Consider the following 13525-nt stretch of genomic DNA (forward strand, 5'->3'; position numbering starts at 1 on the left):
ACGCTACAGGAATCACCGGTTTACCGCGGACGCGCGTTGATGAAATTCTCTTTAAACATGACCGACTGGCGGGCGATGGCGCCAGGGCTCAGCGAAGCTAATCAGTGGCTGCAATGGTCACGGCATTCGCACGCCATCGATCCGGGCGCGGCGCAAGGCAAGTTAAGCGAGCTGCCGATGATGACCGCTCGCCGCCTCAGCTCCGGCAGCAAACTCGCCGTAGAGTGCGGACTGACGATGCTGCGCCGTCACGCTATCGACGCGGTGCTGTATACCAGTCGTCACGGCGAACTGGAGCGCAATTATCGCATTCTGCACGCACTGGCGAACGAACAGGCGCTTTCACCGACCGACTTCGCCCTGTCGGTGCATAACTCCGCCGTCGGCAATCTGACTATCGCGGCCAAACAGCCTGTCGTCTCTTCCTCGCTCTCAGCGGGTCGTGACACTTTCCAGCAGGGTCTGTGTGAAGTGATTTGCCTTTTGCAGGCGGGTTACCAACGGATATTGCTGGTCGATTTCGACGGATTTCTCCCCGAATTTTACCATCCGCACCTGGCGGAAAACATGCCGACCTGGCCCTACGCGGTCGCGCTGGTATGCGAAGCAGGCGATGACTGGCACTGCCAGACCCGTCCGGCCCTTGCGGGCGCGGAGACAACACTTCCGCAAAGCCTGCTGTTTTTACAGCACTTTTTACAAGATGCCAACGCCTTTACGATCCCCGGAGAGCGCATGCAGTGGCACTGGAGCCGCGCATGAACGGCATTTTCACCTCTCTGAACCGGCTATGGCGCATCGCTATGACCGGCTTCTGCTTCGCCCTCTTTGGCCTCGGCGGCCTGCTGCTTTCTGTCGTCTGGTTTAACGTTCTGTTAGTTTTCGTGTGGGATAATTCCCGGCGTCGCCGCATTGCCAGGCGCAGCATTTCCGCCAGCTTCCGTCTCTTTTTAACGGTGACGCGGGTGCTTGGCGTGCTGGACTATCGCATGGAAGGGGTGGACATTTTGCGTCAGGAACGCGGATGTCTGGTGGTCGCTAATCACCCCACGCTCATTGATTACGTGCTGCTGGCCTCCGTGATGCCCGAAACGGACTGTCTGGTTAAAAGCGCGCTGCTGACGAACCCTTTCCTTAGCGGCGTCGTGCGTGCCGCCGACTATCTGGTTAACAGCCAGGCGGACGCGCTGTTGCCCGCCAGCCAGCAGCGGCTGGCGCAGGGCGACACCATTTTGATCTTCCCCGAAGGGACCCGCACAAAACCCGGTGAAACCATGACGCTACAGCGCGGCGCCGCCAATATCGCCGTGCGCTGTCACAGCGATTTACGGGTCGTGACGATCCACTGTAGCGAGCGGATGCTCGATAAAGAGAGTAAATGGTATCAGGTTCCGCCCTGCAAACCGCTGTTCACCATTGAGGTGCGTGAGCGCGTAAAGATCAACCAGTTTTATGACGCAGACTCACAAGAACCGGCGCTGGCGGCAAGACAGCTAAACCGGCATCTTTTACTTAAATTACAACCAGGTACGTTACCTCTCTCAGGAATTAATGATGCAAGCGCTTTATCAGGAAATTAAACATCTCATCATCACCACGCTGAATCTGGACGAGCTGTCGGCAGACGACATCGACACCGAGGCGGCGCTGTTTGGCGACGGCCTGGGGCTGGATTCAATCGATGCTCTGGAGCTGGGGCTGGCGGTTAAAAATCAGTACGGCGTGGTGCTCTCTGCGGAAAGTGAAGAAATGCGCCAGCACTTCTTCTCCGTCGCCACGCTGGCGTCCTTCATTCACGCGCAACGTGCCTGAGGAGAACCGTGATGACCGAACAACAAGCCATTTACGACGAAGTCTCCGCGCTGCTGGTCAAACTGTTTGAAATTGACCCGGAGGATATCAAGCCTGAGGCGCGCCTGTACGAAGATCTGGAACTGGACAGTATCGACGCCGTCGACATGATTGTGCACCTGCAGAAAAAAACCGGTAAGAAAATCAAGCCGGAAGAATTTAAAGCGGTGCGCACCGTGCAGGATGTCGTTGACGCCGTAGAACGTCTGCTGAAAGAAGCGTAATCGCCATGTCGGGCGCACGCGCGCTGCCTGGCGTCAAGCTGCTGACGGGCATGTTATTGCTCGCCTGGCCGTTTCTTATCTGGTTTGGGCTGGCGCATAACAGCCTGCGCTGGTTACTTCCGCTGATGGCGCTGCTGCTGTTTCTGCGCTTTCGCCAGACCCGGCGACAGGCGGGTCCCCTGCGCGTAGTGACCCAGGTGGTTGCCGTGGCCGGGATCGCCCTGTGCGTCGGCAGCGCCCTGCTGAAAACCCATCAGCTGCTGCTTTTTTATCCGGTGGTGGTGAACAGCGTCATGCTCGCGGTGTTTGGCGGTTCGCTGTGGACGTCAATGCCGCTTGTCGAACGGCTGGCAAGACTGCGCGACCCGCAGTTACCAGACGCTGCGGTACGCTATACCCGCCGGGTGACGCAAATCTGGTGCGTCTTTTTCATTCTTAACGGCAGCATCGCGCTCTTTACCGCGATTTATGGCGATATGACGCTATGGACGGCCTGGAACGGCATGATTGCCTATCTGCTGATGGGCGCGCTGATGGCGGGCGAATGGCTGGTTCGCCGTCAGATGATTAAACGAGATCCCCGATGAAGCAAACCCTGACGCTTGCCGAGTGGCTCACCGCGCCGCGTCCCGCACAAACGCCGATTGCCTGGCAGGACGACTTTACCTGGTCGCTGGGCCATCTGCGCCACGACGTCGCCCACCTGATAGCGCAGTTGCGCCAACAGCCGGGCGCTCGCTGGGCGCTGTGCTTTGAAAACAGCTATCTGTTTATCGTCGCGTTACTCGCCACCCTGCATGCGGGCAAAACGCCGGTCATTCCCGGACATAGCCGCGTTTCATTGCTCGACGAGCAGCGTGCCTTGTTTGACGGCGTACTGAGCGACAAAACCCTTGGCTGGCAAGGCACGCTACGGGTTGTCAGCACCGCGAAAACCCTTCGCGACGAGGCTTTCACCTTCCCGCCCGTCCCTGAAGACGCTTACGTGGAACTGTTTACCTCTGGCTCTACCGGCCAGCCGAAGCGCATCGTGAAGCCCATCGCTTGTCTTGACCGCGAAGCCGGGCTGCTGGCGGCGCGTTTCGCTGAAAGGCTGGCGGGCTGTCGCATCGTGGCCTCCGTTGTGCCGCAGCATCTGTACGGCCTGACGTTTCGCATCTTCCTGCCGATGGCCCTTAGCCTGCCGCTACATGCTGCCATGCTCTGGTACGCCGAGCAGCTTGCGGCGCTGGACCATCAACATCGTTACGCGTTTATCAGCAGTCCGGCGTTTTTAAAGCGCCTCGATGCCCAGCTTACGCCGCCGCCGGTGTCGATGCTCCTCTCCGCGGGCGGCATGCTGCCCTGGCAGGACGTCACCCAAACTGCCGCCTGGCTCAACGTCTGGCCGGATGAAATTTACGGCAGTACCGAAACCGGCATCCTCGCCTGGCGCTACCGCCAGCAGGATGACGTCAGTTGGTTGCCCTTTCCTGGTATACGGTTTATGCCAGAAGCCGAAGGATATCGCGTATTTTCGCCGCTGATCGCCGACGATAAAGGATCAGCGCTCGACGACATTCTGCAGTTCGAGGCGAACGGGCAGTTCCGACTGATGGGACGCCGGGGCCGGGTGGTTAAAATCGAAGAAAAACGGATATCCCTCAGCGAAGTCGAACAACGCCTGCTGTCGCTGGAAGGCGTCCGCGAAGCCGCCGCATTGGCCCTGAACCGTGGCGGTCGCCAGGGCGTGGGCGTGCTACTGGTGCTGGAGGATGAGGCCCGCGCGCGCTGGCAGCGCAGCGGCAAAGCGCAGGAACTTAACTGGCGACGCGCCTTGCTGCCGTGGCTGGAGCCGGTTGCCGTCCCTCGTTACTGGCGGGTGATCGACGAGATCCCGGTCAACAGTATGAATAAGCGTGTCTATGCGCAACTACAGGAGTTATTTCATGAAACCCCATGAAATTGAGCGCCATCAGGCACAGCCGCACCAGATTGAGATCGTACTGCATCTCGACCCGTCCCTGTTCTGGTTTCGCGGTCATTTTGCCGTGCAGCCGCTGCTGCCCGGCGTGGCGCAGATGGACTGGGTGATGCACTACGCCACTACCCTGCTCGCCCCCGGCTGGCGCTTTCACAGCATACAAAACGTCAAATTCCAGGCGCCGCTGCTGCCTGACAGCACCGTCACGCTCACGTTGAACTGGCAGGAAGCGCGCCAGATCCTGGCGTTCAGCTATCAGCGTCACGACGGTGAAGCCCGTCATACCGCCAGCAGCGGGAAGATACGGTTATGTCGTTGACCTTCTCCCCATGCGTACTGATCCCCTGCTATAACCACGGCGCGATGATGGCGCAGGTGCTGGCGCGCCTGGAACCGTTCGGCCTGCCCTGCATCGTCGTGGATGACGGTAGCGACATGGCTACCCGGCAGGAGCTGGATCGGCTGGCGGCACAAACCACCAACCTGACCTTGCTTCGCCTGGCGGAAAACGCCGGCAAGGGCGCGGCGGTGATCCGCGGTTTGCAGGCGGCGGCGCAGGCAGGGTTTACCCACGCCGTGCAGGTAGACGCCGACGGCCAGCACGCCATAGAGGATATCCCCAAACTGCTCGAACGGGCGCAGACGCACCCGGACGCGCTGATTTCCGGGCAGCCTGTCTATGATGACTCTGTTCCCCGCTCGCGCCTGTACGGACGCTGGGTAACCCACGTCTGGGTGTGGATAGAAACCCTGTCGCTGCAACTGAAAGACAGCATGTGCGGCTTTCGCGTTTATCCGGTCGCGCCCACGCTGAAGCTGGCCCAGCGCGTGACGCTCGGTCAGCGGATGGACTTCGACACCGAAGTCATGGTGCGCCTCTACTGGCAGGGTAACACCAGCTATTTTGTGCCGACCCGGGTGACCTACCCGGCAGACGGCCTGTCGCACTTCGACGCGCTGAAAGACAACTGCCGCATTTCGCTGATGCACACCCGGCTGTTCTTCGGCATGCTGCCGCGCATACCGTCGCTGCTGTTTCGCCGCCCATCCTCGCACTGGGCGCGTCAGGACGAAGTGAAAGGACTTTGGGGCATGCGTCTGATGCTGCTGGTCTGGCGGTTGTTGGGACGCAGGGCGTTTTCACTGCTGCTGTACCCGGTGATCGGCGTGTACTGGCTGACCGCCTCCCGCGCCCGACGCGCATCGCAAGACTGGATCGCCCGCGTACGCGAGCAGCTGACCGCGCGCCAGCAACCGGTACCGCGCACTCTGAACAGCTACCAGCACTTCCTGCGCTTTGGTCATGCGATGCTCGACAAAATCGCCAGCTGGCGCGGTGAACTGCATTTGGGTCGCGACGTGGTGTTCGCCCCTGGCGCGGAGGCGGCGCTTAACGTTGACGACCCACGCGGCAAGCTACTGCTGGCGTCGCATCTTGGCGATGTTGAAGCCTGTCGGGCGCTGGCGCAGCGTCAGGGCAGCAAAACTATCAATGCGCTGGTGTTCAGCGATAACGCCCAGCGCTTTAAACAGATCATGCAGGAGATGGCGCCGCAGGCCGGGCTAAACCTGATGCCGGTGACCGACATCGGCCCGGACACCGCCATTGCGCTTAAAGAGAAGCTGGAACGCGGCGAATGGATTGCCATCGTTGGCGACCGCATCGCGGTGAACCCGCAACGCGGCGGCGACTGGCGCGTCTGTTGGAGTGACTTTATGGGGCAGCCCGCGCCGTTTCCGCAGGGGCCATTTATTCTGGCGTCAATACTCCGCTGCCCGGTCGATCTCATCTTTGCCCTGCGCGAACAGAATACGCTGCGCGTGTACTGTGAGCCGTTCGCCGATCCGCTGGTCCTGCCGCGTGGCGATCGCCAGCGCGCTTTGCAGCATGCCATCGACCGCTACGCCGAACGCCTTGAGCATTACGCGCGCCAGTCGCCGCTCGACTGGTTTAATTTTTACGATTTCTGGCATCTGCCGGATGCCAAAAACAAGGAGTAAAGGGTGCTTAACGATCCCCGTTTTACGGCTGAAGTCGAGCTGACGATTCCGTTTCACGACGTCGATATGATGGGCGTGGCGTGGCACGGCAACTATTTCCGCTACTTTGAAATCGCCCGCGAAGCGCTGCTCAACCAGTTTGACTATGGCTACCGCCAGATGAAAGCCTCCGGCTATCTGTGGCCGGTGGTCGATACCCGCGTGAAGTACCGCAATCCGCTGACCTTCGAGCAGCGCATTCGCGTGCGCGCGCGTCTGGAGGAATTCGAAAACCGACTGCGTATCGGCTATGAAATTTTTGACGCCGAAACCGGTAAGCGCGCCACCACCGGTTACACCATTCAGGTAGCGGTAGAAGAAAAAAGCCGTGAAATGTGCTTCGTCAGCCCGGATATCCTGTTTGAACGCATGGGGGTGACGCCATGAGATTTTTGCCTCTGCTGGCCTTGCTCGTCAGCCCGTTCGTCAGCGCCCTGACGCTTGATGATTTACAGCAGCGCTTTACCGGGCAGCCGGTCGTACGCGCCCATTTTGATCAGACCCGCACGATAAAAGATCTGCCGCAGCCGCTGCGATCCCAGGGCCAGATGTTGATCGCCCGCGACCAGGGGTTGCTGTGGGATCAAACCGCGCCGTTCCCGATGCAGCTTCTGCTTGACGACAAACGGATGGTGCAGACCATCAATGGTCAGCCGCCGCAGACCATCACCGCCGACAATAATCCGCAGATGTTCCAGTTCAACCATCTGCTGCGCGCGCTGTTCAGAGCCGACCGCAAAGTGTTGGAGCAAAACTTCCGCGTTGACTTTACCGATGCAGGCGAAGGCCGCTGGTCGCTGCGCCTCACCCCGATCACCACGCCGCTGGATAAAATTTTCGCCACTATCGATCTCGCCGGAAATGCGTATCTGGAGCGAATTACGCTAAACGACAAACAGGGCGACCGCACGGACATTACGCTCTCCCAACACCAACTGACGCCCACACAACTGACCGATGACGAACGCCAACGCTTTGCCGCCCAGTAAACGCCCCGCGCTGTTATGGGGTTTTGCCTGCCTGCTGATGCTGGGCGTCTTGCTTGCGCTGCTGCCCCAGGCGCGGCTGAACAGCAGCGTGCTGGCGATGCTGCCGAAACAGGCGCTGGGGACGATTCCGCCGACCCTTAACGACGGCTTTCTGCAGCGTCTGGACCGCCAGTTGGTCTGGCTGGTCAGCCCCGGCAAACAGGCCGACCCGCAGGTGGCGCAGGCGTGGCTGACGCTGCTTAAACAATCGCAGGCGCTGGCGGAGGTGAAAGGCCCGATGGACGCCGACAGCCAGCAGGCGTGGGGCGCGTTCTTCTGGCAGCACCGCAACGGCCTTGTGGATCCCGACACCCGCGCGCGCCTGCAAAACGGCGGCGAGGCGCAGGCGCAGTGGATCCTGTCTCAACTCTATTCCGCATTTTCCGGCGTGAGCGGTAAAGAGCTGCAAAACGATCCGCTGATGTTGATGCGCGGTTCGCAGCTGGCGATGGCGAAAAACGGTCAACGCCTGCGGCTGATGGACGGCTGGCTGGTGGCGCAAGACGCGCAGGGGAATTACTGGTACCTGCTGCACGGTGAACTGGCTGGCTCCTCGTTTGACATGCAGCAGACGCACCGGCTGGTGACTACACTCAACGCGTTGGAAAGCGACCTGAAAGCACGCTATCCGCAGGCGCAGCTGCTGTCGCGGGGAACCGCATTCTACAGCGACTATGCCAGCCAACAGGCGAAGCAGGATGTTTCGACCCTCGGCGTGGCGACGGTGCTGGGCGTGCTGCTGCTGATTGTCGCGGTGTTCCGCTCCTTGCGTCCGCTGTTGCTGTGCGTGATCTCCATCAGCATCGGCGCGCTGGCGGGCAGTGTGGTCACCCTGCTTCTCTTTGGCGAACTGCACCTGATGACGCTGGTGATGAGCATGAGCATCATCGGCATTTCCGCCGACTACACGCTCTATTATCTGACCGAACGTATGGTACATGGCGCAGACGCTACGCCGTGGCAAAGCCTCGGCAAAGTGCGCAACGCCCTGCTGCTGGCGCTGCTGACCACTGTGGCGGCGTATTTGATCATGATGCTCGCGCCGTTCCCCGGCATACGCCAGATGGCCGTCTTCGCCGCCGTGGGGCTTTCCGCCTCATGCCTGACGGTGATCTTCTGGCATCCGTGGCTGTGCCGCGGTTTGCCGGTGCGACCGGTACCGGCGATGGTACTGATGCTGCGCTGGCTTGCCGCCTGGCGCCGTAACAAGGCGCTTTCCGTGGGGCTCCCGCTGGCGCTCGCCGTCTTCTCGCTGGCCGGACTGGCAACCCTGCGCGTCGATGATGACATTTCGCAGTTGCAGGCGCTGCCGCAGACCCTTCTGGCGCAGGAAAAAGCGATTACCGCGCTGACAGGCCAGAGCGTCGACCAGAAGTGGTTTGTGGTTTACGGTGACTCCGCCCAGCAGACGCTGGAGCGGCTGGAAGCCTTCCTGCCCGCGCTGGAACAGGCTAAAAAAGAAGGACTGATTGACCACTACCGCAGCATTCCGCTCAATTCGCTGGCGCGCCAGCAGCAGGATCTCGACTTGCTGAAAAACGCCGCGCCTGCCGTTACCCGAAGCCTGAACCACGCCGGACTGGCGACGGTTACGCCGGACCTTAACGCCATGCCGGTGACGGTGGACGCCTGGCTTGCCAGTCCGGCAAGCGAAGGCTGGCGCCTTTTATGGCTGACGCTGAAGGACGGCGAAAGCGGCGTGCTGGTGCCGGTTGAAGGGGTCAGACAGAGCGCAGCGCTGAACGCTCTCGGCGAGCGGTATTCCGGCGTGGCGTGGGTGGATCGGAAAAGCGCCTTTGATGCGCTGTTCGCGCTGTATCGCCACATACTGAGCGGTCTGCTGTTTGTCGCGCTGGCGGTAATCGCCTGCGGCGCGATAGCCCGGCTCGGCTGGCGAAAAGGACTTATCAGCCTGGTGCCCTCGGTACTCTCGCTCGGCTGCGCCCTGGCGGTGCTGTCGCTGAGCGGCCATGCGGTCAATCTGTTTTCCCTGCTGGCGCTGGTGCTGGTGCTGGGCATTGGCATTAACTACACCCTGTTTTTCAGTAATCCGCGCGGTACGCCGTTGACCTCGCTGCTGGCGATAACGCTGGCGATGCTAACCACGCTATTGACGCTTGGCATGCTGGTGTTTAGCGCCACCCAGGCAATAAGCAGTTTTGGCATTGTGCTGGTGAGCGGTATTTTCACCGCATTCCTGCTTTCGCCGCTGGCGATGCCGTCGAAAAGAGAGAAGAAAAAACGATGATAAAACGTATTTTTGCCATGTTGCTTGGCGTGCTCATTCTGACCGGCTGTAGCCACTCCCCCAGGGAGCAGGAAGGCCGTCCGCAGGCGTGGCTGGAACCCGGCGTGCGGGTCACGCTGCCTGCGCCGGGCATCTCTCCGGCGGTAAATTCCCAGCAGTTGCTTACCGGCAGCTTTGACGGCAAAACCCAGTCGCTGCTGGTGATGCTCAACGCCGACAATAAAAAAATTACCCTTGCAGGCTTGTCGTCCGTCGGCATTCGGCTGTTTCTGGTCACCTACGATGAAAAAGGACTGCATACCGAGCAGTCCATCGTGGTACCGCAGTTGCCGCCAGCCAGCCAGGTGTTGGCGGACGTGATGCTGAGCCACTGGCCTGTCAGCGCCTGGCAGCCACAGTTACCGGAAGGCTGGACGTTAACAGACACTGGCGACAAGCGTGAACTGCGCAACGCGCGCGGCAGGCTGGTCACTGAAATCAGCTACCTGAACCGTAACGGGAAGCGCGAGCCGATCGGCATTGAACAGCACGTCTTTAAATACCACATCACCATTCAATATTTAGGTGGCTGAGATGATCTACATTTCCGCGGTCGGCACGATCAATGCGCTGGGCAACGATAACGACGCAATCGCCGCGAACCTGACACGCGGCGTGGCGCCCGGCATGCGGTCGCGCGCGGGCTGGCTGCAGGGTTATCCCGACGCGGTACTGGCAGGCGTCGACGGTGAGCTGCCAGCCATTCCAAACGCGTTTCACGCCCACCGTTCGCGCAACAATCAACTGTTGCTGGCGGCGCTGGCGCAAATTCAACCGCAGGTGGACGACGCCATCGCGCGTTATGGCCGGGATCGGATTGCCGTGGTGCTCGGCACCAGCACCTCGGGGCTGGATGAAGGCGATGCTCACGTCAATCTGACGCTGAATGGCCAGCAAAGCACCGCATGGCAGTACCCGCAGCAGGAACTGGGTGACCCGTCGCGCTTTCTCAGTCACTGGCTGGCGCTGGACGGCCCGGCCTTTACCCTTTCTACGGCCTGCTCCTCCAGCGCCCGCGCCATCATCAGCGGGCGCCGGTTAATCGAGGCGGGCCTGGCGGACGTGGCGATTGTTGGCGGGGCGGATACGCTCAGCCGGATGCCGGTCAACGGCTTTCACAGCCTCGAGTCGCTCTCGCCGACGCGGTGCCAGCCGTTTGCCCGCGATCGCAGCGGTATCACCATCGGCGAAGGGGCGGCACTGATGCTGCTCACCCGCGAGCCGCAGTCCATCGCGCTGCTGGGCGTCGGCGAATCCAGCGACGCGCACCATATTTCCGCCCCACATCCGGAAGGCGAAGGGGCGATCCGCGCGATTCAGCAAGCGTTAAACGACGCGGGCATCGCTGCGGACCAGATGGGCTATATCAATCTGCACGGCACCGCCACGCCGCTTAATGACAAAATTGAATCGAAAGTGGTAAACATGCTGTTTGGCGAACGCGTCCCCTGCAGTTCCACAAAACACCTGACCGGGCATACGCTGGGGGCGGCGGGCATCACCGAGGCCGCCCTGAGTATGTTGATTTTGCAGCGCAACCTTCCGCTGCCCCCTCAGGACTTTAGCGCATCGCCGCACGACCCGGCGCTGCCAGTCTGCGGCATCATTACGCAGCCGCAGCCGCTGGAGCGGCCGGTCATTCTTTCCAATTCCTTCGCCTTTGGCGGCAATAACGCCAGTATTCTGCTCGGGAGGATTTCATGAGCCCTTATTTATCGCCCGGCGAATACCTGCCGCACGACGCGCCGATGCTGCTGCTTGAGCAGGTCGATAGCGTGACCGACGAGACCGCCATCTGCCGCGTGACGGTTGCGCCCGACGGCGTGCTGGCGCCGTTTCTCGATCCAATGGGCTATCTCCCCGGCTGGTACGCCCTGGAACTGATGGCGCAAACCGTCGGCGTGTGGTCTGGCTGGCATCGCCACCAGCAGGGACAGGGCGCGATTTCGTTGGGCATGGTGCTCGGCGCGCGGGAACTCATCTGCGCGGCGGGGAGGCTTCCCGCCGGTAAGACGTTGATCATTGACGTCAAATTGCTGATGCAGGACGAACGCTTCGGCAGCTTTGAGTGCGTTATCTCGGCGGATGACGAGACGCTGGCAACCGGGCGCGTCAACACCTTCCAGCCAACGGCTGATGAACTTAACACCCTATTTCAACAAGGAGCGTCTGTATGAGTCGTTCAGTTTTAGTGACCGGCGCCAGCAAAGGTATCGGTCGTGCTATCGCCCGGAAGCTGGCGGCAGACGGCTTTGTGGTCGGCGTGCATTATCACCGCGACGCGCAAGGCGCGCAGGCGACGCTGGAAGCGATCCTCGCCGTTGGCGGCGCGGGCCGTCTGCTCAGCTTTGACGTGGCTAACCGCGAGCAGTGCCGGGAGGTGCTGGAGCAGGATATCGCCGCCCACGGCCCCTGGTACGGCGTGGTGAGCAACGCAGGTATCACCCGTGACGCCGCGTTTCCAGCACTCAGCGATAACGACTGGGATGCGGTGATCCACACCAATCTCGACAGTTTTTATAACGTTATCCAGCCCTGCATCATGCCAATGATCGGCGCACGCCAGGGCGGACGCATCATCACCCTGTCGTCGGTATCCGGCGTGATGGGCAACCGCGGGCAGGTCAACTACAGCGCCGCCAAAGCGGGGATCATCGGCGCGACCAAAGCGCTGGCGATTGAGCTGGCGAAGCGCAAAATTACCGTCAACTGTATCGCGCCCGGGCTGATTGATACCGGGATGATCGGCATGGAAGACGCCGCTCTGAAAGAGGCGATGGCGATGATCCCCATGAAACGCATGGGGCAGGCGGACGAAGTGGCCGGACTGGCCAGTTATTTAATGTCGGATATTGCGGGTTACGTCACCCGCCAGGTGATTTCCATCAATGGAGGGATGCTATGACACGTCGCGTGGTGATTACAGGGATGGGCGGCGTGACCGCTTTTGGTGAAAGCTGGCAGGCTGTCTCCGCGCGGCTACTGGCCTATGAAAACGCGGTGCGAAAAATGCCGGAATGGCAAGTGTATGACGGGCTGCATACGCTGCTGGGCGCGCCGATCGACGACTTCAGCCTGCCGGAGCACTACACCCGCAAGCGCATCCGCGCAATGGGCCGCGTGTCGCTGATGTCCACCCGCGCCAGCGAACTGGCGCTGGAGCAGGCCGGACTGATTGGCGACGAGGTATTAACCAACGGCCAGACCGGCATCGCCTACGGTTCATCCACCGGCAGCACCGGCCCGGTAAGTGAATTCGCCACCATGCTGACCGAAAAGCACACCAATAACATTACCGGCACCACCTACGTGCAGATGATGCCGCACACCACCGCGGTGAACACCGGACTGTTTTTCGGTCTGCGCGGGCGGGTGATCCCGACCTCCAGCGCCTGCACCTCCGGCAGTCAGGCCATCGGCTATGCATGGGAGGCCATTCGCCACGGTTATCAGACAGTGATGGTTGCAGGCGGCGCGGAAGAACTCTGTCCGTCAGAAGCCGCGGTTTTCGATACCCTGTTCGCCACCAGCCAGCGCAACGACGCGCCAAAAACCACGCCTTCGCCATTCGATGAAGCGCGCGACGGACTGGTGATTGGCGAAGGCGCCGGGACGCTCATTCTTGAAGAGCTGGAACACGCGAAAGCGCGCGGCGCAACGATCTACGGTGAAATCGTCGGCTTCGCCACCAACTGCGACGCGGCGCATATCACCCAGCCGCAGCGGGAAACAATGCAAATCTGCATGGAGCAGGCGTTAAACATGGCAGGCTTAAGCCCGCGGGACATGGGCTATATTTCCGCGCACGGCACGGCGACCGACCGTGGCGACATCGCGGAAAGCCAGGCAACGGCGGCGATCTACGGCGACAACGTGCCGGTCTCCTCGCTGAAAAGCTACTTCGGTCATACGCTCGGCGCCTGCGGCGCGCTGGAAGCCTGGATGAGTCTGCAAATGATGCGCGAGGGCTGGTTTGCGCCTACGCTAAATTTACGTCAACCGGACGCCAGCTGCGGCGCACTGGATTACATCATGGGTGAAGCCCGTAAGATTGACTGCGAATACTTACAGAGCAACAATTTTGCGTTTGGCGGCATCAATACCTCCATCATCATTAAACGTTGGTCGTGAT

16 protein-coding genes are annotated in these 13525 nt (G+C 60.8%); all 16 read left to right on the top strand.

The window, feature by feature from the left end:
• Positions 1 to 39: 39 nt before the first annotated feature.
• From APU02_RS12735 to APU02_RS12810, 16 genes are read left to right on the top strand one after another with little or no spacing between them, the layout of a single operon-like run.
• Complete coding sequence (locus APU02_RS12735; protein WP_042286575.1) at positions 40 to 762, top strand: beta-ketoacyl synthase chain length factor; 723 nt, start codon at positions 40 to 42, stop codon at positions 760 to 762.
• Positions 741 to 1580, top strand: coding sequence for a lysophospholipid acyltransferase family protein (locus APU02_RS12740; protein ID WP_192841981.1), 840 nt, complete (start codon positions 741 to 743; stop codon positions 1578 to 1580). Before APU02_RS12735 ends, APU02_RS12740 begins: the two co-directional genes overlap by 22 nt.
• The gene (locus tag APU02_RS12745; RefSeq protein ID WP_042286581.1) at positions 1555 to 1812 is read left to right on the top strand and encodes a phosphopantetheine-binding protein; all 258 of its coding nucleotides are present in this window, start codon (positions 1555 to 1557) and stop codon (positions 1810 to 1812) included. The genes APU02_RS12740 and APU02_RS12745 overlap by 26 nt, the downstream gene beginning before the upstream one ends.
• A gap of 11 nt (positions 1813 to 1823) precedes the next feature.
• Complete coding sequence (locus tag APU02_RS12750) at positions 1824 to 2075, top strand: acyl carrier protein (protein ID WP_042286585.1); 252 nt, start codon at positions 1824 to 1826, stop codon at positions 2073 to 2075.
• Between the two features lie 5 nt (positions 2076 to 2080).
• Positions 2081 to 2662, top strand: coding sequence for a hypothetical protein (locus APU02_RS12755; protein ID WP_042286588.1), 582 nt, complete (start codon positions 2081 to 2083; stop codon positions 2660 to 2662).
• Complete coding sequence (locus APU02_RS12760) at positions 2659 to 4017, top strand: AMP-binding protein (protein WP_060570190.1); 1359 nt, start codon at positions 2659 to 2661, stop codon at positions 4015 to 4017. Before APU02_RS12755 ends, APU02_RS12760 begins: the two co-directional genes overlap by 4 nt.
• Positions 4004 to 4357 carry a hydroxymyristoyl-ACP dehydratase gene (locus tag APU02_RS12765; protein WP_042286593.1) on the top strand — a complete coding sequence of 118 codons (354 nt, stop codon included), beginning with the start codon at positions 4004 to 4006 and terminating at the stop codon, positions 4355 to 4357. Before APU02_RS12760 ends, APU02_RS12765 begins: the two co-directional genes overlap by 14 nt.
• Positions 4348 to 6039 (top strand): glycosyltransferase, encoded by a 1692-nt coding sequence (locus tag APU02_RS12770; RefSeq protein WP_060570191.1) that lies wholly within the window; start codon positions 4348 to 4350, stop codon positions 6037 to 6039. Before APU02_RS12765 ends, APU02_RS12770 begins: the two co-directional genes overlap by 10 nt.
• Positions 6040 to 6042: 3 nt before the next feature.
• Complete coding sequence (locus APU02_RS12775; RefSeq protein ID WP_042286599.1) at positions 6043 to 6465, top strand: thioesterase family protein; 423 nt, start codon at positions 6043 to 6045, stop codon at positions 6463 to 6465.
• The gene (locus APU02_RS12780; protein ID WP_042286603.1) at positions 6462 to 7067 is read left to right on the top strand and encodes an outer membrane lipoprotein carrier protein LolA; all 606 of its coding nucleotides are present in this window, start codon (positions 6462 to 6464) and stop codon (positions 7065 to 7067) included. The genes APU02_RS12775 and APU02_RS12780 overlap by 4 nt, the downstream gene beginning before the upstream one ends.
• The gene (locus APU02_RS12785) at positions 7036 to 9354 is read left to right on the top strand and encodes an MMPL family transporter (protein WP_060570192.1); all 2319 of its coding nucleotides are present in this window, start codon (positions 7036 to 7038) and stop codon (positions 9352 to 9354) included. Before APU02_RS12780 ends, APU02_RS12785 begins: the two co-directional genes overlap by 32 nt.
• A complete protein-coding gene (locus tag APU02_RS12790; RefSeq protein ID WP_060570193.1) occupies positions 9351 to 9926 on the top strand; it encodes a DUF3261 domain-containing protein in 576 nt (191 codons plus the stop codon). Before APU02_RS12785 ends, APU02_RS12790 begins: the two co-directional genes overlap by 4 nt.
• 1 nt (position 9927) lies before the next feature.
• Positions 9928 to 11097, top strand: coding sequence for a beta-ketoacyl-[acyl-carrier-protein] synthase family protein (locus APU02_RS12795; protein ID WP_060570194.1), 1170 nt, complete (start codon positions 9928 to 9930; stop codon positions 11095 to 11097).
• Positions 11094 to 11570: a 3-hydroxy-fatty acyl-ACP dehydratase gene (locus APU02_RS12800; RefSeq protein WP_042286614.1), complete on the top strand. Its 477-nt coding sequence runs from the start codon at positions 11094 to 11096 to the stop codon at positions 11568 to 11570. Before APU02_RS12795 ends, APU02_RS12800 begins: the two co-directional genes overlap by 4 nt.
• A complete protein-coding gene (locus APU02_RS12805) occupies positions 11567 to 12298 on the top strand; it encodes a 3-ketoacyl-ACP reductase FabG2 (protein ID WP_060570195.1) in 732 nt (243 codons plus the stop codon). Before APU02_RS12800 ends, APU02_RS12805 begins: the two co-directional genes overlap by 4 nt.
• Positions 12295 to 13524 carry a beta-ketoacyl-ACP synthase gene (locus APU02_RS12810; protein WP_042286622.1) on the top strand — a complete coding sequence of 410 codons (1230 nt, stop codon included), beginning with the start codon at positions 12295 to 12297 and terminating at the stop codon, positions 13522 to 13524. Before APU02_RS12805 ends, APU02_RS12810 begins: the two co-directional genes overlap by 4 nt.
• Position 13525: the final 1 nt, after the last annotated feature.

This window comes from Citrobacter sp. 50677481, assembly GCF_001463265.1.
Taxonomy (GTDB): Bacteria; Pseudomonadota; Gammaproteobacteria; order Enterobacterales; family Enterobacteriaceae; genus Citrobacter_A; species Citrobacter_A sedlakii.